The 20,338-nt window shown below is 63.4% G+C and carries 18 protein-coding genes and 1 pseudogene; 14 read left to right on the top strand and 5 right to left on the bottom strand.

Features of this window, described 5'->3' with window-relative positions; genetic code table 11:
- The 12 genes and pseudogenes from C1X29_RS27265 to C1X29_RS27210 form a co-directional block, all read left to right on the top strand.
- Positions 1-515, top strand: a 515-nt coding sequence (locus C1X29_RS27265; RefSeq protein WP_146023274.1) for an energy transducer TonB, incomplete at its 5' end; no start/stop codon positions are given.
- A 49-nt stretch (positions 516-564) separates the two neighbouring features.
- The gene (locus C1X29_RS27260) at positions 565-1,269 is read left to right on the top strand and encodes a MotA/TolQ/ExbB proton channel family protein (protein WP_039770206.1); all 705 of its coding nucleotides are present in this window, start codon (positions 565-567) and stop codon (positions 1,267-1,269) included.
- Positions 1,269-1,670: a biopolymer transporter ExbD gene (locus C1X29_RS27255; RefSeq protein ID WP_011335072.1), complete on the top strand. Its 402-nt coding sequence runs from the start codon at positions 1,269-1,271 to the stop codon at positions 1,668-1,670. The genes C1X29_RS27260 and C1X29_RS27255 overlap by 1 nt, the downstream gene beginning before the upstream one ends.
- A gap of 207 nt (positions 1,671-1,877) precedes the next feature.
- Positions 1,878-4,583 (top strand): TonB-dependent receptor, encoded by a 2,706-nt coding sequence (locus C1X29_RS27250; protein WP_173940215.1) that lies wholly within the window; start codon positions 1,878-1,880, stop codon positions 4,581-4,583.
- 110 nt (positions 4,584-4,693) lie between these two features.
- Complete coding sequence (locus tag C1X29_RS27245; RefSeq protein WP_102718859.1) at positions 4,694-6,565, top strand: extracellular solute-binding protein; 1,872 nt, start codon at positions 4,694-4,696, stop codon at positions 6,563-6,565.
- 1 nt (position 6,566) lies between these two features.
- Positions 6,567-7,631 carry a microcin C ABC transporter permease YejB gene (locus C1X29_RS27240; RefSeq protein WP_102718858.1) on the top strand — a complete coding sequence of 355 codons (1,065 nt, stop codon included), beginning with the start codon at positions 6,567-6,569 and terminating at the stop codon, positions 7,629-7,631.
- Positions 7,631-8,653 carry an ABC transporter permease gene (locus tag C1X29_RS27235; RefSeq protein ID WP_085648212.1) on the top strand — a complete coding sequence of 341 codons (1,023 nt, stop codon included), beginning with the start codon at positions 7,631-7,633 and terminating at the stop codon, positions 8,651-8,653. The genes C1X29_RS27240 and C1X29_RS27235 overlap by 1 nt, the downstream gene beginning before the upstream one ends.
- A 14-nt stretch (positions 8,654-8,667) precedes the next feature.
- Positions 8,668-10,281: an ABC transporter ATP-binding protein gene (locus C1X29_RS27230; protein WP_102718857.1), complete on the top strand. Its 1,614-nt coding sequence runs from the start codon at positions 8,668-8,670 to the stop codon at positions 10,279-10,281.
- Between the two features lie 119 nt (positions 10,282-10,400).
- Complete coding sequence (locus C1X29_RS27225) at positions 10,401-10,922, top strand: DUF3455 domain-containing protein (RefSeq protein ID WP_064597927.1); 522 nt, start codon at positions 10,401-10,403, stop codon at positions 10,920-10,922.
- A gap of 42 nt (positions 10,923-10,964) precedes the next feature.
- A complete protein-coding gene (locus C1X29_RS27220; protein WP_170928941.1) occupies positions 10,965-11,498 on the top strand; it encodes a sigma-70 family RNA polymerase sigma factor in 534 nt (177 codons plus the stop codon).
- Positions 11,495-12,190 (top strand): anti-sigma factor, encoded by a 696-nt coding sequence (locus C1X29_RS27215; RefSeq protein WP_102718856.1) that lies wholly within the window; start codon positions 11,495-11,497, stop codon positions 12,188-12,190. Before C1X29_RS27220 ends, C1X29_RS27215 begins: the two co-directional genes overlap by 4 nt.
- 113 nt (positions 12,191-12,303) lie before the next feature.
- Positions 12,304-12,468 (top strand): annotated as a pseudogene (locus tag C1X29_RS27210) (phage infection protein); the annotation flags it as partial.
- A gap of 81 nt (positions 12,469-12,549) precedes the next feature.
- On the opposite strand, the gene C1X29_RS27205 reads toward C1X29_RS27210, so the two are convergent.
- Positions 12,550-13,638, bottom strand: a complete 1,089-nt coding sequence (locus tag C1X29_RS27205; protein ID WP_102718855.1) for a DUF1615 domain-containing protein — start codon at positions 13,636-13,638, stop codon at positions 12,550-12,552.
- Positions 13,639-13,832: 194 nt separating this feature from the next.
- Between C1X29_RS27205 and C1X29_RS27200 the strand changes: the two genes are divergently transcribed.
- On the top strand, positions 13,833-15,368 hold the full coding sequence (locus tag C1X29_RS27200; protein ID WP_102718854.1) for an FAD-dependent oxidoreductase: 1,536 nt from the start codon (positions 13,833-13,835) through the stop codon (positions 15,366-15,368).
- Positions 15,369-15,372: 4 nt separating this feature from the next.
- Here C1X29_RS27200 and hemB read toward each other — a convergent pair whose 3' ends face one another.
- Positions 15,373-16,347, bottom strand: a complete 975-nt coding sequence (hemB, locus tag C1X29_RS27195) for a porphobilinogen synthase (protein WP_064380881.1) — start codon at positions 16,345-16,347, stop codon at positions 15,373-15,375.
- Between the two features lie 142 nt (positions 16,348-16,489).
- The gene (locus C1X29_RS27190; RefSeq protein WP_102718853.1) at positions 16,490-17,188 is read right to left on the bottom strand and encodes a glutathione S-transferase family protein; all 699 of its coding nucleotides are present in this window, start codon (positions 17,186-17,188) and stop codon (positions 16,490-16,492) included.
- 295 nt (positions 17,189-17,483) lie between these two features.
- Between C1X29_RS27190 and C1X29_RS27185 the strand changes: the two genes are divergently transcribed.
- Positions 17,484-18,158, top strand: a complete 675-nt coding sequence (locus C1X29_RS27185) for a histidine phosphatase family protein (RefSeq protein ID WP_085745881.1) — start codon at positions 17,484-17,486, stop codon at positions 18,156-18,158.
- A 27-nt stretch (positions 18,159-18,185) separates the two neighbouring features.
- On the opposite strand, the gene mnmH is transcribed toward C1X29_RS27185, so the two are convergent.
- Both mnmH and selD read right to left on the bottom strand, forming a co-directional pair.
- A complete protein-coding gene (mnmH, locus tag C1X29_RS27180; RefSeq protein ID WP_102687109.1) occupies positions 18,186-19,289 on the bottom strand; it encodes a tRNA 2-selenouridine(34) synthase MnmH in 1,104 nt (367 codons plus the stop codon).
- On the bottom strand, positions 19,289-20,323 hold the full coding sequence (selD, locus tag C1X29_RS27175; RefSeq protein WP_102718852.1) for a selenide, water dikinase SelD: 1,035 nt from the start codon (positions 20,321-20,323) through the stop codon (positions 19,289-19,291). Before selD ends, mnmH begins: the two co-directional genes overlap by 1 nt.
- Positions 20,324-20,338 lie beyond the last annotated feature (15 nt).

Genomic DNA, 20,338 nt, shown 5'->3' with positions numbered 1-20,338 from the left:
CTCCCGAACCGGAACAACCGGTGGAAGACGAGGACGCGGTCAAGCCGCCGCCCAAACCGGTGGAGAAACCCAAGCCGATCGAAAAACCGAAACCGGTCGAGAAACCCAAACCGGTGAAAAAGGCCGAACCGCCCAAAGCGCCGCCCGCCCCTGCGCAACCGGCAGCGCCTGCCGCTCCGGCCACCCCGAGTGCGCCTCCTGCACCTGCGGCGGCACCGGGCCCGGTGAAAGAGTCGGCGGCGATTTCCGGCCTCGCCAGCCTCGGCAACTCGCCGCCGGAATACCCGTCGCTGGCGCTGCGGCGCAACTGGGAAGGCAGCGTGGTGCTGCGGATTCAGGTGCTGGCCAACGGTCGCGCCGGCTCGGTGACGGTGACCAAATCCAGCGGCAAGCCACAACTGGATGACGCGGCGGTCGCGGCGGTGAAGGCCTGGAAGTTCATTCCGGCCAAACGCGGCGACACACCGATAGACGGCTTCGCCACCCAGACCATCGATTTCAAATTGCCGCAATGACGGCGCGACAACCGAACTCACAACCGATTAACGCAAGCGAGGTGTAGCCATGAACGATTCTCTGTCTTCGATGATTGTCCCCGGCGTGCTCTGGGGGCTGGTGCTGTTTTCCGTGGTCAGCTGGGCGATCCTGCTGGTCAAGTCGGCGCAATACTTGCGCCAGAAAACCCAGAACAAGCAGTTCAGCAAAGCCTTCTGGGGCGCGCCGGACCTGCTCACCGCCGCCGAACACGCCAGCCAATACCCGGGCTCACTGGCGCGGATCGCCAGCAGCGGTTTTGAAGCCCTGTTGGTGGAAGAATCCCCGCGCACCACCCAGCAACTGGCACACACCATCAACCGTGCCGACCGCCTGGAGCGCAACCTGCGCCAGCAGATCCAGAAGGAACGTCGCTCGCTGGAAAACGGCCAGGCGATCCTCGCCAGCATCGGCAGCACCGCGCCGTTCATTGGTCTGTTCGGCACCGTGTGGGGAATCATGGAAGCCCTGCAAAGCATCGGCGCCAGCGGGTCGGCCAGCCTGGAAACCGTGGCCGGGCCGATCGGCCACGCGCTGATCGCCACCGGCGTGGGGATTGCCGTCGCGGTGCCGGCAGTGCTGATTTACAACTTCTTCCTGCGACGCCTGAAACTGGCCTCGGCGGACATGGATGACTTCGCCCATGACTTCGACGCCCTCGCCTCGCGCAGCGCTTTCTCCATCAGCCGCCAGGCCATCGCCAAAACCACGGCCGCCGTGCGGGAGGCCAGCTGATGTCCTTTTCCACTCAAGACAGCGATGAAGTGCTCAGCGAAATGAACGTCACGCCGCTGGTGGACGTGATGCTCGTGCTGCTGGTGGTGTTCATCGTCACCGCGCCGCTGATGACCAACGCGATCAAGGTCAACCTGCCAAAAACCGACGCCGTCGCTCCCGCCGAAAAGAAGGATCCGGTGGTGGTCAGCGTCGATCAGGACGGCAAGTTCTTCCTGGCCAAGACCGAGCTGGCGCCGGAATCACTGGAGGCCAGCCTCAAGGAGGTCAAGGCCAAGGATGCTGACGTGCGCGTGCAGCTGCAGGCCGACTCCGCCGTGAATTACGGCCAGGTGGCCAAAGCCATGGCGTCCATCGAGCGCTCGGGCATCACCAAGATATCGGTGATGACCACCCGCTGACGGCGGTGCCGGGTGCGCAGTGAGGGACGCGCCCGGCACCGCTCGTTGAATCCCGTCGCAATCGGCCGACCGAAAAACGCAGCGCGTCTTCGGAGGGGATCGGCTTGCTTGAAGAAAGTGGTTTTCGCGGCGCGGCACCACCGTGCTCCGTGCAAAGAGGGCTCACAAGGCCATTTCGATAAACGTCTAACAAAGTCGGAAACAACCATGCTGATGAACACTCCACGCTTCACGCTCAAACCCTTGGTGGCGACGATTTCCCGCCACCGTTTCGTTCCGTTGTACCTGGTGGCCATGGGGATGGGCGCCGGGGTTCAGGCTGCCGAGGACGACAACAGCGTCCCGGCCGCTGCGGCGGTGGTCGCGCCGACCACGCAACTGCAACGGGTCGAAGTGACCGGTTCGGCGATTCGCCGGGTCGATGCGGAAACGGCGGTGCCGATCACCGTGCTCAAGGCCGATGAACTGCGCAAACAGGGCGTGACCACCACCGCCGAACTGGTGCAGCGCATCACCGGCAGCCAGTCGATCAACAACAGCGCAGGCTCGGTCGGCGCGGCCACCGGCGGCGCGTCGTTCGCCGACATGCGCGGCATCGGTGCGAACAAGACGCTGGTGCTGCTCAACGGTCGCCGACTGGCCAACAACGCCCTGTCAGGCACCAACTCGGCCGGCGGCGCGGTGGATCTGAACATGATCCCGTTTGCCGCGATCGAGCGCGTGGAAGTGCTGCGCGACGGCGCCTCGGCCCTGTACGGTACCGACGCCATCGGCGGCGTGATCAACTTCATCACCAAGAAATCCATGACCGACGGCCAACTCACCCTCGGCGGCGAAACCCCGACCCACAGTGGCGGCGGTGCGACCAAGGACATGAGCGCCAGTTGGGGCTACGGCGATCTGGAGCAGGACCGCTTCAACGTGCTCGGCGTGTTCAACTACAACAAGCAGCAGAACCTCGACGCCAACGACCGCTCCTTCGCCCGCGACTATGTGCCCGGCCGAGGTCTCGACCAGACCTCCGGCACTGCGTTCCCCGGCAACTACAGTCAGAACGGCAACGCCACCAACCCGCTGGCCAACAGCAATTGCAACGGCCCCAACCTGGTGGCCCGCGACGGCCTCTGCCGCTTCAGCACCCGCGAATACATCGACCTGGTGCCGCAGACCGAGAAAACGTCGTTCTTCGGCAAGACCACCGGCAAACTGGCCGACGACCACAACGTCAACCTCGAATACTTCTGGTCGCGCAACAACAACGCCACCGCTATTGGCCCAGCGCCATTGACCGGCCTCAGCCTCGACTCATCCTCGCCCTACTACCCCGGCAACGGCATCACCCCGGCGCCCACCGGTTTCGCCCTCGACCCGACGCAACCGGTGGACGTGAACTGGCGCGAAACCGCCGCCGGCCCGCGTGAATCGAAAGACCAGAACACCAGCCAGCGCTTTTTGCTGAGCTTCGACGGTCTGGTTGGCGGCTGGGACTACAACGTCGGCACCTCGTACAACCAGAACAAGATCGTCTCCAGCGTTACCAGCGGCTACGTCAGCGATCAGGCGATGATCGACGGTCTGGCCAGCGGCCTGCTCAACCCGTTCGGCCCGCAGACCAGCGCCGGTCAGCAATACATCGACCAGGCCGCGTACCACGGCGCCTATTCCACGGCGGTCGGTCGGGTCGCCGGTTTCGACGGGCGGATCAGCCGCGAGATCGGTGACTGGTTCGGTGCCGGCCCGTCGGGTCTGGCGTTGGGCGGCGAGTACCGCAAAGAGAAATTCCACCAGGACTTCGAAGCCTTCGCCGGCGACATCCAGAGCCTGGGCATTGACCCGGCCGGCAGCGTCGAAGGCGACCGCAGCGTGAAAGCCGCCTACGCGGAAATCAACGTGCCGGTGCTCGACAGCCTGGAATTGTCCGCTGCGGTGCGTCACGACAAATACAGCGACTTCGGCAGCACCACCAACCCGAAATATTCGTTCCGTTATCAGCCGCTCAAGGAGCTGGTGGTGCGCGGCGCCTACAGCGAAGGCTTCCGCGCGCCGTCGCTGTATGAGTTGTATTCGCCGCGCAGCATCACCTTCACCCAGGGCTACTACAACGACCCGGTGCTGTGTACCGGCGGCGTGGTGCAACCGGGCGGCAACGGCGGGCGCGATTGCGGTCAGCAGTTCCTCAACCAGATCGGCGGCAACGAAGACCTGGCCCCGGAGAAGGCGCGCAACGTCACGCTGGGCTTTGTCTATCAGCCGGTCAGCAATCTGTCCGTGGGCCTGGATTTCTGGTGGATTCACATCTCCAACCAGATCCAGCCGTTCCCGGAATCCACCGTGTTCGATCAGGCCGGCAGCTACCCTGACCGCTTCGTGCGCAACGCCGACGGCACGCTCAATTACATCGTCACCGGCAACGCCAACCTCGGCATCGTCGAAACCAACGGCGTCGATGTGTCGCTGGACTATCGCTTCCCGAACACGCCGTACGGTCAATTCGGCCTGGGCCTGCAAGGCACCTATGTCGACGAGTACGACTTCCAGAGCACCATCAAGGGCCCGTTCACCGACAAGGTCGGCGACTTCAAGGGCGACGGTGTGATTGCCCGCTGGAAACACAACCTGACCGGTTCCTGGACCTTCGGTGCAGCCCGCGCGGCGCTGACCAACCGCTTCACCACCGGCTACAACGACTACGACCGCGAGACCAACGCGCGGGTCGCGTCGTATTCGGTGTGGGACCTGTCGGCCGGCTACACCTTCGACAAGGTGCTGGACGTCGATGCCGGGGTGAAGAACCTGTTCGACCGCGATCCGCCGTTCTCCAACCAGGCCTACAACTTCCAGAGCGGTTATGACCCGCGCTACACCGATCCGCTGGGCCGCACGCTGTTTGCGCGCATGACGTACCACTTCTGAGTCCCGGTCGGGGCCGCGCAAGACTCCGGCCGGCCCCTTCCCCTTGCGAATTCGCATCCCGCAGCGGCCTGCCGCCGCTTCGGGTTTTTCCGGCTCAGAGGAACGACTTCATGACATTCATGCGCAACATGGCCGGCCTGCTGCTCGGCAGCGCGCTGCTGTGCAACGCGTCATCTGCGCTGGCCGGCGGCAGCTACGCGATGACGGTATACGGCGAGGCGCCTAAATACCCTGCCGGTTTCCAGCACTTCGATTTCGTCAATCCCGATGCCCCCAAGGGTGGCTCGCTCAGCCGCGCTTCGATGGAGATCGGTCAGTACAACTACATCACCCCGTATGCCGATCAGGGCATTTCCGTGGTGCAGGTCAACGACTGGGTGTATTCGCCGCTGGGGTTCCGTTCGCTGGACGAGCCCTACACCGTCTACGGTCTGGTGGCGCAATCCATGGAGCGCGATCCCGGCGGTCTGTGGGTGCGTTTCAACCTGAATCCCGAGGCGCGTTTCGCCGATGGCACGCCGATCACCGCCGAGGACGTGCGCTACACCTTCGAACTGTTGATGACCAAGGGCAGCCTGAGTTATCGCCAGCAATACGCCGACGTGCAGAACGTGCTGATCGAAGGCCCGCGGCAGATTCGCTTCACTTTCAAGAACAACCTCAACCGCACCCTGGCGCTGGATCTGGCGTCACTGCGACCGGTGCCCGAGCACTGGTGGAAAACCCGCGACTTCGCCAACGGCGGCGGTTTCGAACCACCATTGGGCAGCGGCCCTTATCGGGTGAGCAAGGTCGATGCGGGACGCAGCATCAGTTTCCAGCGTGACCCGCAGTGGTGGGGCAAAGACCTGCCGGTCAGTCGCGGGATGTACAACTTCGACAGCCTGACCGTGAATTTCTATGGCGACACCGACGTCGCCCGACAACTGCTGCAGGCCGGGGCGTTCGACTACAACCGCGAGTTTTCCTCGTCCGGTTACGTGGTCGGCTACGACAGCCCGGCCCTGCGTGACGGTCGCCTGCAACAGGCGATTCTCGCCCCGGACAAACCGACCAGCGCTCAGGGTTTCGTGTTCAACCTGCAGAACCCGTTGTTCAAGGATCGCCGCGTGCGTCAGGCGCTGAGCCTGTTGTGGGATTTCGAGTGGACCAACAAGCAGATGATGCGCGGCTTCTACGTGCGCCAGAACAGCTACTGGCCGAAGAGTGAAATGGCCGCCACCGCCCTGCCCGACGCCGGCGAGCTGGCAATCCTCGAACCGCTGCGCGGACAGATCCCGGACGAGGTCTTCAGCCGGGTCTATCAGGCGCCGAAAACCGATGGCAGCGGCTACATCCGCGACAAGCAACTGCAGGCCCTGAAGCTGTTGGCCGAGGCCGGATGGACACCGAAAAACAATCGGCTGGTGAACGCCGCCGGCGAGCCATTCGAATTCACCTTCCTCGACGGCCAGGGCGGTTTCGACCGCATGCTGCTGCCGTACAAACGCACCCTGGCGCAGATCGGCATCACCCTCAATCTGCGGCGCATCGATTCGGCGCAATACATCAACCGGCTCAACGCCCGGGACTACGACATGATCGTCACCAGTTTCCCGCGCAGCGGCGATCCGATCGTCTCGCCGGGCCGCGAGTTGTACAGCCTGTATGCCTCGCAGAGCGCCACGCAGGTCGGCAGTTCCAATTCGATGGTGCTGGCGGACCCGGCGGTGGACCGGCTGATCGACGGCCTGGTCCAGGCCAATACCCGCGACGCCATGGTGCGTTACGCCCGCGCCCTCGACCGGGTGCTGCAATGGGGTGACTACATGATTCCCAACTACTACTCAAAAGGCACGCCGACGGTGTATCAGAACCGCTTTGGCAGGCCGCCGGTGCAGCCGATTTACAGCGAAGGCCTCGACACCTGGTGGGAGGTCTCGGCCAAGCCGCTGACCAATCAGCAAATGAGTGCCCTGCATCAGCTCGCGGGGGGCCAGTGACATGTGGCGTTTTCTGAGTCGACGTCTGTTGCTGATCATTCCGACGCTGCTGTGCATTCTGGTGGTCAACTTCGTCATCGTGCAGGCCGCGCCCGGCGGCCCGGTGGAACAGGCCATCGCCCGCCTGCAAGGCTTCGGCGGGCACAGCATGGGCGGCGCCAGCGAGGTAACCGCCATCGGCGGTGCCGGGCGCAGCAGCCGAGGCCTGGACCCGGCGCTGATCGAAGAGATCAAGCACCACTACGGCTTCGACAAACCGATGCACGAACGCCTGTGGCTGATGCTGAAAAACTACGCGCAACTGGACCTGGGCAGCAGTTTCTTTCGCGGTGCGAAAGTGACGGATCTGATCGTGCAGAAGCTGCCGGTGTCGCTGTCCCTCGGCCTGTGGGCGACCTTGATCACCTACCTGATTTCGATCCCGCTGGGCATTCGCAAGGCGATCAAAAACGGCAGCGCATTCGATGTCTGGAGCAGCACGGCGATCATCGTCGGTTACGCGATGCCGGCGTTTCTGTTCGCGATCCTGTTGATCGTGGTGTTCGCCGGGGGCAGCTACGTCAACTGGTTTCCGGTGCAGGGGCTGGTTTCGGACAATTTCGACAGCCTGAGCCTGTGGGGCAAGGTCGGCGACTACCTCTGGCACCTGGTGTTGCCGGTGACGGCGCTGGTGATCGGCGGTTTTGCGACGCTGACGATCCTGACCAAGAACAGCTTCCTCAACGAGATCAGCCGCCAGTATGTGATCACCGCGCGCGCCAAGGGCCTGACCGAAAGACGCGTGCTCTACGGCCATGTGTTTCGCAACGCGATGCTGCTGGTGGTCGCCGGTGTGCCGTCGGCGTTGATCGAGGTGTTTTTCGCCGGCTCCCTGCTGATCGAAACCATCTTCAACCTCGACGGCCTCGGGCGCATGAGCTACGAAGCGGCGGTGTCGCGGGACTACCCGGTGGTGTTCGGCACGCTGTTCCTGTTCACCCTGTTCGGCCTGTTGATCAAGCTGATCGGCGACCTCTGCTACACCCTGCTCGACCCGCGCATCGACTTCTCGGCGAGGACTGCCTGATGTTCACACTCTCCCCTCTGGGCCGGCGGCGCATCGCCCAATTCAAGGCCAACCGTCGCGGGCGCTGGTCGCTGTGGCTGTTCATCGGGCTGTGCCTGATCTGCCTCGGCGGCGAACTGATCGCCAACGACAAGCCGCTGGTGATCCGCTACCACCATGCCTTCTACTTCCCGATCCTCAGCGATTATCTGGAAACCGATTTCGGCGGGGAACTGCCGTTCCAGCCGGATTACGCGAGCAATTACGTACACAAACTGATCGAGGATCAGGGCGGCTGGATGCTGTTCCCGCCGATCCCGTTCAGCTACGACACGGTCAATTACGACCTAACTGAACCGGCGCCGAGTCCGCCGTCCTCCAGCAACTGGCTGGGCACCGACGATCAGGCCCGGGACGTGTTGGCGCGGGTGATTTTCGGCACGCGGATTTCGATCCTGTTTGCGCTGATTCTCACCGCCGTCAGTGCGCTGATCGGCATCGTCGCCGGGGCGTTGCAGGGTTATTACGGCGGCTGGGTCGACTTGCTCGGGCAACGGGTGCTGGAGATCTGGTCGGGGCTGCCGGTGCTGTACCTGCTGATCATTTTGTCGGGGTTCGTATCGCCGAGTTTCTGGTGGCTGCTGGGGATCATGGCGCTGTTTTCCTGGCTGGCACTGGTGGACGTGGTGCGCGCCGAGTTCCTGCGCGGGCGCAGCCTGGAATACGTCAAGGCCGCGCGGGCCCTGGGCCTGACGGACAGCGAGCTGATGCGCCGGCACATTCTGCCCAACGCCATGACCTCCACCCTGACCTACCTGCCGTTCATTCTGACCGGCGCCATCGCCACCCTCACCGCGCTGGATTTTCTCGGCTTCGGCATGCCCGCCGGCACCGCATCGCTGGGCGAACTGATCGGCCAGGCCAAGCGCAATCTGCAAGCGCCGTGGTTGGGGCTGACGGCGTTTTTTGCCCTGGCGCTGATTCTGTCCTTACTGGTGTTTATCGGCGAAGCCTGCCGTGACGCGTTCGATCCGCGATCCTGATCCCTGGAGCTGAAATGACCGACAACCTGATTGAAATCCGCGACCTGCGCGTCGCCTTCGCCGGGCACGAAGTGGTGCACGGCGTGAACCTCGACATCCGCCGTGGCGAGTGCCTGGCACTGGTCGGCGAGTCCGGCTCGGGCAAGTCGGTGACGGCCCACTCGATCCTGCGTTTGCTGCCAGGCAAAACCGTCAGTAGCACGGGCAGCATCCGCTACAACGGCGTGGACTTGCTGCATGCCAGCGAGCAGCAGATGCGCGGCTTGCGCGGCAACCGCATCGCGATGATTTTCCAGGAGCCGATGACCTCGCTGAACCCGCTGCACACGGTGGAAAAGCAGATCAGCGAAGTGCTGGAGATCCACAAGGGGCTCAAGGGCCGCGCCGCACGCCAGCGCACGCTGGAGCTGCTGGAACTGGTGGGCATTCGCCAACCGTTGCAGCGCTTGAAGGCCTATCCGCACCAGCTCTCCGGCGGCCAGCGGCAACGGGTGATGATCGCCATGGCGCTGGCCAACGAGCCGCAATTGCTGATCGCCGACGAACCGACCACGGCGCTGGACGTGACCGTGCAGCAGAAAATTCTCGAGCTGCTGATCGAGTTGCAGCAACGCCTGGGCATGTCGCTGCTGCTCATCAGTCATGACCTCAATCTGGTGCGGCGCATCGCCCAACGGGTGTGCGTGATGCGCCACGGGGAAATCGTCGAACAAGCCGACTGCGCAACGCTGTTCCGCACCCCGCAGCATCCTTACAGCCGCCTGCTGATCGAGGCGGAACCGTCCGGCGCACCGGTGCCGAGTCGCTACGATCACAATCTGCTGGAAGTGGATGATCTGAAAGTCTGGTTCCCGCTGCCCAAGGCGTTGTTCAGCCGCACCCAGGAATACATCAAGGCCGTGGACGGCGTGAGTTTCCGGCTGCAACGGGGCAAGACCCTGGGGATTGTCGGCGAGTCCGGATCGGGCAAGTCGACGCTGGGCCAGGCGATTCTGCGGCTGGTGGAATCCGAGGGCGATATTCGCTTCGGCAACAAGCATTTGAGCCTGCTCAATCAGCGCTTGATGCGCCCGTTGCGCCGGCAGATTCAGGTGGTGTTCCAGGACCCGTTCGGCAGCCTCAGCCCACGGATGTCGGTGCAGCAGATCATCGCCGAAGGCTTGCTGACCCACGGCATCGGCACGGCTGAGGAACGTGAGGCAGCGGTGATCCGCGTGCTGGAGGAAGTCGGCCTCGACCCGAAGAGCCGCCATCGCTATCCCCACGAATTCTCCGGCGGCCAGCGCCAGCGCATTTCCATCGCCCGGGCGCTGGTGCTGGAACCGGCGCTGATTCTGCTCGACGAACCGACCTCGGCGCTGGACCGCACGGTGCAGAAACAGGTGGTGGAGTTGTTGCGGCAATTGCAGATCCGCCATGGGCTGACATACCTGTTCATCAGCCATGACCTGGCGGTGGTGCATGCACTGGCGCACGACTTGATGGTGATCAAGGATGGCAAAGTGGTTGAACAGGGAGCCTCGCGCCAGATTTTTGCGGCGCCGCAGCATGCCTATACCCAGGAACTGCTGAAAGCCTCAGGCCTGGCATTGGCAAAAACCGGGGGTGAGCGGGTTCCAGCCATCTGACCTTCAGTGCTTTCAGTTTTATTTTCCGGCCACTGCATCCAAACGCCTCCGTCACGGGTAGTCCCTGTAACAGCCCTCTTTCGGCTGTCAGCGGTTTACCCTTTTTCGGAGAAACACTGATGAACATCACCCAACTGATCGGCTTCACCGGTTTGCTCGCCGTCGCCTCGACAAGCTTTGCCCAAAGCAGTTATCCCGACGCGATCAAAGTGCCGGACGGCCACAAGATCGCGATGGAAACCACCGGGGTCGGCGAGATCACCTACGAATGCCGGGACAAGGCCAATGCCGCCGGCCAGACCGAGTGGGTGTTCGTCGGCCCCAAAGCGGTGCTCAACGATCGCAGCGGCAAACAGGTCGGTACCTACTTCGGCCCGCCCGCCACCTGGCAGGCAAAGGACGGTTCGAAAGTCACCGGCACGCAATTGGCCGTCGCGCCGTCGAGCCCGGGCAACCTGCCCTATCAATTGGTCAAGGCCAACCCCGCCGAGGGCAAAGGCGCGATGAGCGGCGTGAGCTACATCCAGCGCGTCGCGCTCAAGGGCGGCGTGGCGCCGGGCAGCGAATGCACGGCGGCGAACAAGGGCAAACAGGAAGTGGTGAAGTACCAGGCCGACTACATTTTCTGGGCCGCGAACTGAGCCTGACTGGACGTTTGCTCGATGCTTGCTAGATTGCAGGACATGCCATTACCCGAAACCGCGTTCGATTACGAAGCCCGCCTCGCCGCCTGTGCCCGCGGCGAGCGCGGGGCCCTGCGCGAATTGTATGTGCAGGAAAGCCCGCGGCTGCTCGGTGTGGCCCGACGTCTGGTGCGCGACACGGCGCTGGCCGAAGACATCGTTCACGACGCATTCATCAAGATCTGGGCCGGCGCGGCGGGGTTCGATCCGGCGCGCGGTTCGGCCCGAGGCTGGATGTTCAGCGTGACCCGGCATCTGGCGTTGAATGTGTTGCGCAATCACGACCGGGAAACGCCGTTGAACGACAGCAACGAATCTCCGGCGATTGATGACGACTTCGATGCGCTGGCGCAATCGACCCGCATCCATCGCTGCCTGCATCAACTGGAACCGCAACGCCGCCGCTGCATCCTTCACGCCTACGTCGACGGTTACAGCCACGCACAGATCGCCCAACGCCTCGACACGCCGCTGGGCACCGTCAAAGCCTGGATCAAGCGCAGCCTCAATGCGTTGCGGGAGTGCATGGGATGACCACCGAATCGGCGCAGGAACGCGATGAACTGGCCAGCGAATACGTGCTTGGCACCCTCTCGGCCGAAGCGCGCGCCGAGGTGCAACGGCGCTTGCCCAACGAGCCCGAGCTGCAAGCGGCGGTGGATGCCTGGGAGCGGCGCTTGCTGGAGTTGACCGACCTCGCCCCGGCGCATCAGCCCTCGTCGCAGCTGTGGCAACGCATCGAACGCAGTGTCGGGCAACTCACCCATAAGGTGGCGCCCGAGATTTCATGGTGGAACCGCCTGTCGCTGTGGCGCGGTTTGAGCGCTGCCGGGCTGGCCGCGACCTTGTTGCTAGGCTCGATCCTGTTGACCCAAACCACGCCGAAACCGAGCTTTCTGGTGGTGCTGGTCGCCCCGCAGGACAAGGCGCCGGGCTGGGTGATCCAGGCCAGCAATCCACGGGAGATTCAGTTGATTCCGCTTGGCGTGGTCGAGGTGCCGGCCGACAAGGCGCTGGAGTTCTGGACCAAGGCCGACGGCTGGCAGGGTCCGGTGTCGCTGGGGCTGGTCAAGCCGGGCCAGGCGCTGTCGATCCCGCTGGACAAGCTGCCGCCGCTGCAACCGAACCAGTTGTTCGAGCTGACGCTGGAAGGCGCCACCGGTTCGCCGATCGGCAAACCCACCGGGCCGATCCAGGCAATTGGCCGCGCGGTGAAGGTGTTGTGACAAACCATCATCGGCGTCGATGTTCACCATCACGTCAATGAAGTTCTCTTAAAAAATCCCGGGCGTAACATCGGCTCCATACCAAACAAACAACACCCCCGGAGCACACCATCATGAAACGCCAAGTCATCCTCAGCATTGCCCTCTCGGTTCTGGCCTTCAACGCATTTGCCGCCAAACCTGCCCACACCATGATCGCCGAAGGTGGTTCGGATCGTCTGATCGAACGTCGCGTTGCCGAAGGTGGTTCGGATCGTCTGATCGAGCGTCGCGTTGCCTGAATGAATGGCTTGATCGCAACAACCCAGAAAAAACCCGGCGCCCGTCAGCCGGGTTTTTTTATGCCTTTTTGATCGTCCTCAGCCCTTGGCCATGCAGCGCCGATAACGCTCGTCGACCCGTTTGGCAAACCACGCCGTGGTCAGTTTGCGGGTGATCTTCGGGCTCTGCAGCACGATGCCCGGCAGCACCGCACGTGGCAGTGACTTGCCTTCCGCACGCTCCGCCAGTTCGAAGACCCGTTGATACAGTTTGGTCTCCTCGAAGGCCAGGCTATCGCCCTTCTCCAGTTGATCGCGGATCACCGGATTGCGCATGCCCAGGGATTTGCCGAGGGTGCGCACTGCCAGTTCAGTGCTGCCCGGCATGATCGCGCCCGGGCGGATCAGGTCGCCGTCCAGCGCCAGCGGAATCCCCGACGCGCGGCTGACCGCGTTCTGAAATGCCGCGTTGCGACTGGCGTACCAGCCGGCGTTGAAGTCGGCGAAGCGGTACAGCGGCTCGCGATAACTCACCGGATAACCGAGCAAATGGGCGATGCCGAAGTACATGCCGCCCCGACGGCTGAACACCTCGCGGCGAATCGTGCCGTCCACCGGGTACGGGTAGTCCTTGGCATGCTGCTCGGCGAATTCGATGCTGACCTGCATCGGCCCGCCGGTGTGCACCGGGTTGAAACCGCTGAACAGCGTGCGGCCCATCGGCACCGAGCCGATGAAGTCGTCGAAAATTGCGCTCAATTCCTTTTCGCTGCGGGCGGCGCTGAGGCGTTCGCTGTAGGTCTTGCCGTTCGGCGAACGCACCTGCAAGGCGCCGCTGACCAACAGACTCGGGATATGCACCTTGGCGGCGCGGCGGTCGATTTCGTCACGGGCGATCTTGCCCAGTCCGGGCACCGGCGGATCGACCTGAAAGGTGGATTCCTGCTCGGCGACGGCCAGCACCGAACACAGATTCTGTGTGGTCGGGCTGATGCCCTGGGCGGCGAACGCCGCGTAGATGTCAGTGGCCCAGCCCTGACGGTCGACGGTTTTTGCCGGCAGCAGGCGCACGATCTGCGCCTTGACCTCGGCGGGCGGGCGCGGCGCCGGTTCTTCGCTGCGTTGACCGGCGCAACCGGCCAGTACCAGCAGCGCGGCGAGGCTGACGATTAATCGAGGGGTGTGCATAACGCTTCATCCAGTCCGTTGAGCCGGGTTAACCCTACGCTCAATCGCAGGGTGCAGGATAGGACTGCGGGCCGGCGGCGCTGTTCCATCGCCCCGTTTGGCAGGCCGACTGGCCGCCCTCGCCGTCTGATCCATACTTGCTGCTGCACACTCAGTGGCAAGTCTTGGATCAGGACACGCGAGGAGGACAGACCATGAACCGCAGTGATGTTCTGATCATCGGCGCAGGCCCCACCGGACTGGTGCTGGCCCTGTGGCTGAGCAAACTGGGCGTGCGCGTGCGCATCATCGACAAGGCTTCCGCTCCGGGCACCACGTCGCGGGCGCTGGCGGTGCAGGCGCGCACCCTTGAGCTGTACCGGCAACTGGATCTGGCCGATGCGGTGGTACGCAATGGCCACCGGGTGGCGGCGGCGAATTTCTGGGTCAAGGGCAAACCCGTGGCGCAGCTGCCGCTGAACCGGATCGGTGAAGGCCTGACGCCCTATGCCTTTCTGGAGATGTACCCGCAGGACGAACACGAGCGGCTGCTGATCGACCGCCTCGCAGACTACGACGTGACCGTCGAGCGCAACACGACGCTGGAGAGTTTCACCGAAAACGGCGACGGCCTTACCGCGCATTTGCGCCTGCCGGATGGCGAGCAGGAAATCTGCCAGGCCTGTTATCTGGCCGGGTGCGACGGCGCTCGTTCAATCGTGCGCAAGACCCTCGACACCGGTTTTCCCGGCGGCACCTATCAGCAGATTTTCTATGTCGCCGATGTGCGGGCCAGCGGTCCGGCGCTCAATGGCGAGTTGCATCTGGATCTGGATGAAGCGGATTTTCTGGCGGTGTTCCCGCTGGCCGGCGAAGGCCGCGCGCGGTTGATCGGCACCGTGCGCGACGAACGTGCGGATCGCGCCGAAACCCTCGAGTTTTCCGATGTCAGCAACCGCGCCATCGAACACCTGAACGTGCACATCGAGGACGTCAACTGGTTCTCCACCTACCGCGTGCATCACCGGGTGGCGGATCACTTTCGCAAGGGCCGGGCGTTTCTGCTCGGCGATGCGGCGCACGTACACAGCCCGGCCGGCGGTCAGGGCATGAACACCGGCATCGGCGATGCGATCAATCTGGCGTGGAAACTCGCGGCAGTGCTCGGCGGCGCGGCCACGCCCAAACTGCTCGACAGCTACGAAACCGAACGCATCGCCTTCGCCCGGCGACTGGTGTCGACCACCGACAAAGTTTTCAGCTTCGTCACCGCCGAAGGCCGCATGGCCGATCTGTTGCGCACGCGACTGGCACCGTTCCTGATTCCGAAAATGGCCTCGTTCGAGACCAGCCGCGAATTCCTGTTTCGCACCGTCTCGCAAATCACCGTCAACTATCGAGGCATGGCGTTGAGCGAAGGCGTGGCCGGGCACGTCCACGGCGGCGACCGCTTGCCGTGGGCCCATGATGGCGAGGGGGATAATTACGAACCGTTGCGCCATCCGTGCTGGCAGGTGCATGTGTACGGCGACACCAGCGACGAGATGATCGCCTGGTGCAATGAACATCACTTGCCGCTGCACGTATTCGACTGGCGTCCGGCGTTTGAAACGGCGGGACTGGGGCGCAACGGCTTTTACCTGCTGCGCCCGGATACCTACGTGGCGATTGCCGACAACAGCGCGGATCCGAAGGTGATCGAGCGGTACTTCCGTGATCACGGGATCCGGCCGTTCTTCAATTGCCCCTGACGGATCAGATCCCGGCCAGGGCCAGGTCCATCGCAAAGTAGGTGAAGATCAGATCCGCACCCGCGCGTTTGATCGCACCAAGGCTTTCGCGCACCACGCGATCTTCGTCGATAGCCCCGGCCTGGGCGCCGAACTTGATCATCGCGTACTCGCCGCTGACCTGATACGCCGCCAGCGGCAGGTTCGAGGCTTCGCGGATGTCGCGGATGATGTCCAGGTACGCGCCGGCCGGTTTGACCATCAGCGCGTCGGCGCCTTCCTGCTCGTCGAGCAACGATTCGCGCAGGGCTTCGCGGCGGTTCATCGGGTTCATCTGATAGCTTTTGCGATCGCCCTTCAGCGCGCTGCCGCCGGCCTCGCGGAACGGGCCGTAGAGCGCCGAGGCGAATTTGGTCGAGTAGGCCATGATCGGAATCTGCGTGAACCCGGCATCGTCCAGCGCCCGGCGAATCGCCCGCACCTGGCCGTCCATCGCTGCCGATGGCGCGATCACGTCGGCACCGGCACGGGCTGCCGCCACCGCTTGCTTGCCGAGGTTGATCAGGGTCTGGTCGTTGTCGACTTCATGGTTGTGCATCACGCCGCAGTGGCCGTGGTCGGTGTACTCGCAGAAGCAGGTGTCGGACATCACGATCATGTCCGGCACGGCGTCCTTGGCAATCCGCGACATGCGCGACACCAGGCCGTTTTCGCGCCAGGTGTCGCTGCCGTTGGCGTCCAGATGGTGGGACACACCGAAGGTCATCACCGACTTGATCCCGGCCCGGGCGTAACGCTCGATTTCGCCGGCCAGTTTGCGCTCGGGAATACGCATCACGCCGGGCATGCTCTTGATCGGCACGAAATCGTCGATCTCTTCTTCGACGAAGATCGGCAGCACCAGATCGTTGAGGGAAAACTCGGTTTCCTGGAACAGGCTGCGCAGGCTCGCATTGCGGCGCAGACGGCGTGGACGTGCTTCGGGGAACTGACTGGACATGGGGCCTTTCCTGAAAACAGCGGATGAGACGAAAGTCGTAGGGGGCGAAGCTTATGCCTTGCGAGGGACGGGGTACAAACCTGGATCAATCAACAGTGCATTACCGGGCACGCAACAATCTGCGCACCCGGCTGCAACAGGGTCAGGAAGGAATGGCCAGGCCGCGCACAACGGCCGGCCGCGCCAGGAAGCGCTCCAGCACCCGGGTGACGTTCGGGAAGTTGTTGATGCCGACCAGATCGCCCGCCTCGTAGAAACCGATCAGGTTGCGCACCCACGGGAACGTGGCGATGTCGGCGATGGTGTAGCGCTCGCCCATGATCCAGTCGCGGCCTTCCAGGCGGGTGTTGAGGACGCTGAGCAGGCGGCGGCTTTCTTCGACGTAGCGGTCACGGGGACGCTTGTCTTCGTAGTCCTTGCCGGCGAATTTGTTGAAGAAACCGAGCTGGCCGAACATCGGGCCGATACCGCCCATCTGGAACATCAGCCACTGAATGGTTTCGTAGCGCAGCGCGCCTTCCTGGGCCAGCAACTGGCCGCTCTTGTCGGCGAGGTAGATCAGGATCGCGCCGGACTCGAACAACGGCAGCGGTTTGTCCTCGGGACCGTGGGGGTCGAGGATCGCCGGGATCTTGTTGTTCGGGTTCAGAGAGAGGAATTCCGGAGACATCTGGTCATTGGTGTCGAAGCCCACGCGGTGCGGCTCGTACGGCAGGCCGATCTCTTCGAGCATGATCGAGACCTTGACGCCGTTGGGGGTCGGCAGGGAATAGAGCTGAATCCAGTCAGGGTACTGCGCCGGCCATTTCTGGGTGATCGGGAACGCGGACAGATCAGTCATGTGTAGCATCCAGTCACAAAATGAAAGGCCTGAGCATAATCCACGAACAGCGCTCTGGCTCGGGTTCTTTACGCCCTCGCCCGCCGGCTTACTTAAATCCGCAACATCCTGTGGTTAACCTTCCCTCCAACCGCACAGCCTCAACGGTAAAGTGCGGCGCACTCAAGCGGATCGAACCAAACGGGCCTCAGGGGGCTCCAAGCAAGCCAGTGATGACAGGGAAAACACCCGGCGCCCACGCACCGGTGCAGAGGTTTGTCAGCCTTAACCGAACAGACTGAAGACGCCTTATCCCATGACGAACTTGATGAAAGTCGCCAACCGCTTCAAACATCGCGCGTATGTGGCCCTGCCCACCCTGCTGGCAGTCAGCGCGCTGTTCCTGTCGCTGGAATCCAGCGAAAGCCGTGCGCAACCGGTGGACGGCACCCAGACCCTGGTGTTCCTGCGCCATGCCGAGAAACCCGCCGGTGGTCTCGGCCAGCTCAACTGCCAGGGCCTGAACCGGGCGATCGACCTGTCGACCCTGCTACCGGAAAAATTCGGCAAGGCCGACTATGTGTTCGCCGCCAACCCGACGCGCAATGTCGAGGAAGGCGAGCTGGACAACTCCTACAGCTACATCCGCCCGCTGATGACCATCAGCCCGGCGGCGATCAAGCTCGGCCTGCCGGTGAACATCGAGTTCTCGGCCAACGACACCAGCGACCTGGCCCGGGAACTGACCGACGACAAGTACCACAACTCGACCATTTACACCGCGTGGTCCCACGGCTACCTGCCGGAGCTGATCAACAAGGTCGCGGGCAAGGCCGTCGGCGAGAAGCAGAAGATCACCGAAGATTGGGAATCCAGCGATTACGACTCGCTGTACGTGCTGACCCTGACCTGGCACAACGGCAAGGCCAGCCTGCAGAGCCACAGCTACAAACAGGGGCTGGATAACGGCCAGGAAAGCTGTCCGACCTGAGTTTGCCCGGGGCCCGCTCGGGCCCCGTCAGGCCTTGGGTTTATCGCGTTGACGCAAGTACTCGATAACGGCCTGCCGCTCCCCGGCAAACTCGATCCGCCCGCCCTTCTTCTCGCGCTGGAACACATACATCGGGTCGTAATACTCGCGCAGCAAACCTTCGATCCACGCGCGGTGCAATTCCACCGCCCCGCTGCGGCTCTGCTCCGCCAGCGCCTCTTCCATCAACACCCGCATCCGTCGATGCCGTTCGCCGCCCAGGCGCTTGTGCACGTTGTCGAGGCTATCCAGCAAGCGCTCGGAAAACCGCCCGAACCCCTCGTCCCCATGCACTGCCTGAAATTCGGCGGACAAATCCACCACGTAATCGCGCAGGATCCGCTCGACGCGCTGCTCGAAACGATCTTCCAGCCAGACCATCGGGTATTGCTGCATGCCCTGATACAGCGACAGCGGCAGCGCGCAGCTGCCCACCACCCGGCTCTCATCCTCCAGCACAAACTGATCGATGCCGGCCGCACGTTTTTTCAGGAAGTCGATGGCCAACCGGTTCTCGAAATCGATGTTCGACGGCTGACCGGTGGCGCGCTTGCCGAAACTCGAGCCCCGGTGATTGGCATGGCCTTCCAGATCCACACTGTTGCGCAGTTGCACCAGCACTTCGGTCTTGCCGGTGCCGGTCATGCCGCCCAGCAACACGAAATCACAGTCGGCCTGGGCGGATTCGAGCGTGTCGATCAGAAAACCCCGCAGCGCCTTGTAGCCACCGCCGATACGCGGGTAATCGATGCCGGCTTCTGTCTTGAGCCACTGCTGGACGATCTGCGAGCGCAGGCCGCCACGAAAGCAATAAAGAAACCCGTCGGGATGCGCCTGGGCAAATTCCGCCCACGCTTGCAGACGCTCGGCCTTGACCGCGCCGGACACCAATTGATGGCCCAGCTCGATGGCGGCCTGCTGACCGTGATGCTTGTAGCAAGTGCCGACCCGCTGCCGCTCGATGTCGTTCATCAGCGGCAGATTGAGCGCCCCGGGAAACGCGCCCTTGTGAAACTCGACCGGCGCACGGGCGTCCATCAGCGGCCGGTCGTTGAGGAAGATGTCGCGGTAGTCGGTGACGTCGATGGACATCAATTCACCTCGACCGCGTGGCTCTGTCGCCCGATCAACTCACCGATCGGCTCAAGCGCGAGGCCGAGTTCGGCAGCGACGGCGAGGAATTCGGCATTGCCTTCGGGGGTCACGGCCACCAGCAATCCGCCGCTGGTCTGCGGGTCGCACAGCACCCGCTTGTGCAATTCCTGCACCCGCCCGACGCGGCCCGAATAACTGTCGAAATTACGCAGGGTGCCGCCCGGTACGCAGCCCTGCTCGAGGTAATACTCGACACTCGCCAGACGCGGTACCCGGTCATAAAAAATGCGCGCCGTCAGGTGACTGCCGTCGGCCATTTCCACCAGATGCCCGAGCAGCCCGAAGCCGGTGACGTCGGTCATGGCAGTGACCCCGGCCAGTTTGCCGAAACGGCTGCCGGGCTTGTTCAGCGTACACATCCAGTCCCGGGCCACGCCGATGTCGTCGGGGCGCAGCTTGCCCTTCTTCTCGGCGGTGGTGAGGATGCCGATGCCCAACGGTTTGGTCAGGTACAGCAGGCAACCGGCGGTGGCGGTGTCGTTGCGTTTCATGAAGCGCTTTTCCAGCAGCCCGGTGACGGCCAGACCGAAGATCGGCTCCGGTGCATCGATCGAATGCCCGCCGGCCAGCGGAATCCCCGCCGCATCGCACACCGCACGTCCGCCGCGAATCACGTCTCGCGCCACTTCCGGCGCCAGCACGTTGACCGGCCAGCCGAGGATCGCAATCGCCATCAACGGATCGCCGCCCATGGCGTAGATGTCACTGATGGCGTTGGTGGCGGCGATGCGGCCGAAGTCGAACGGGTCGTCGACGATCGGCATGAAGAAATCCGTGGTCGACACCACCCCGCGCTCGGCATCGATCTCATACACCGCCGCATCATCGCGCGACGCGTTGCCGACCCACAGTTTCGGATCAAGGTTCTGCGCCCCGCTGCCGGCCAGAATCACCTCCAGCACCTTGGGCGAAATCTTGCAGCCACAGCCGGCGCCGTGGCTGTATTGGGTCAGACGGATGGGCTCGGTCATGGGGCAGTCTCCGGG

The organism is Pseudomonas sp. GW456-12-10-14-LB2 (assembly GCF_002884345.1).
GTDB classification, from domain to species: Bacteria; Pseudomonadota; Gammaproteobacteria; order Pseudomonadales; family Pseudomonadaceae; genus Aquipseudomonas; species Aquipseudomonas paraglycinae.
This window is presented reverse-complemented; position numbering and strand designations above follow the sequence as displayed.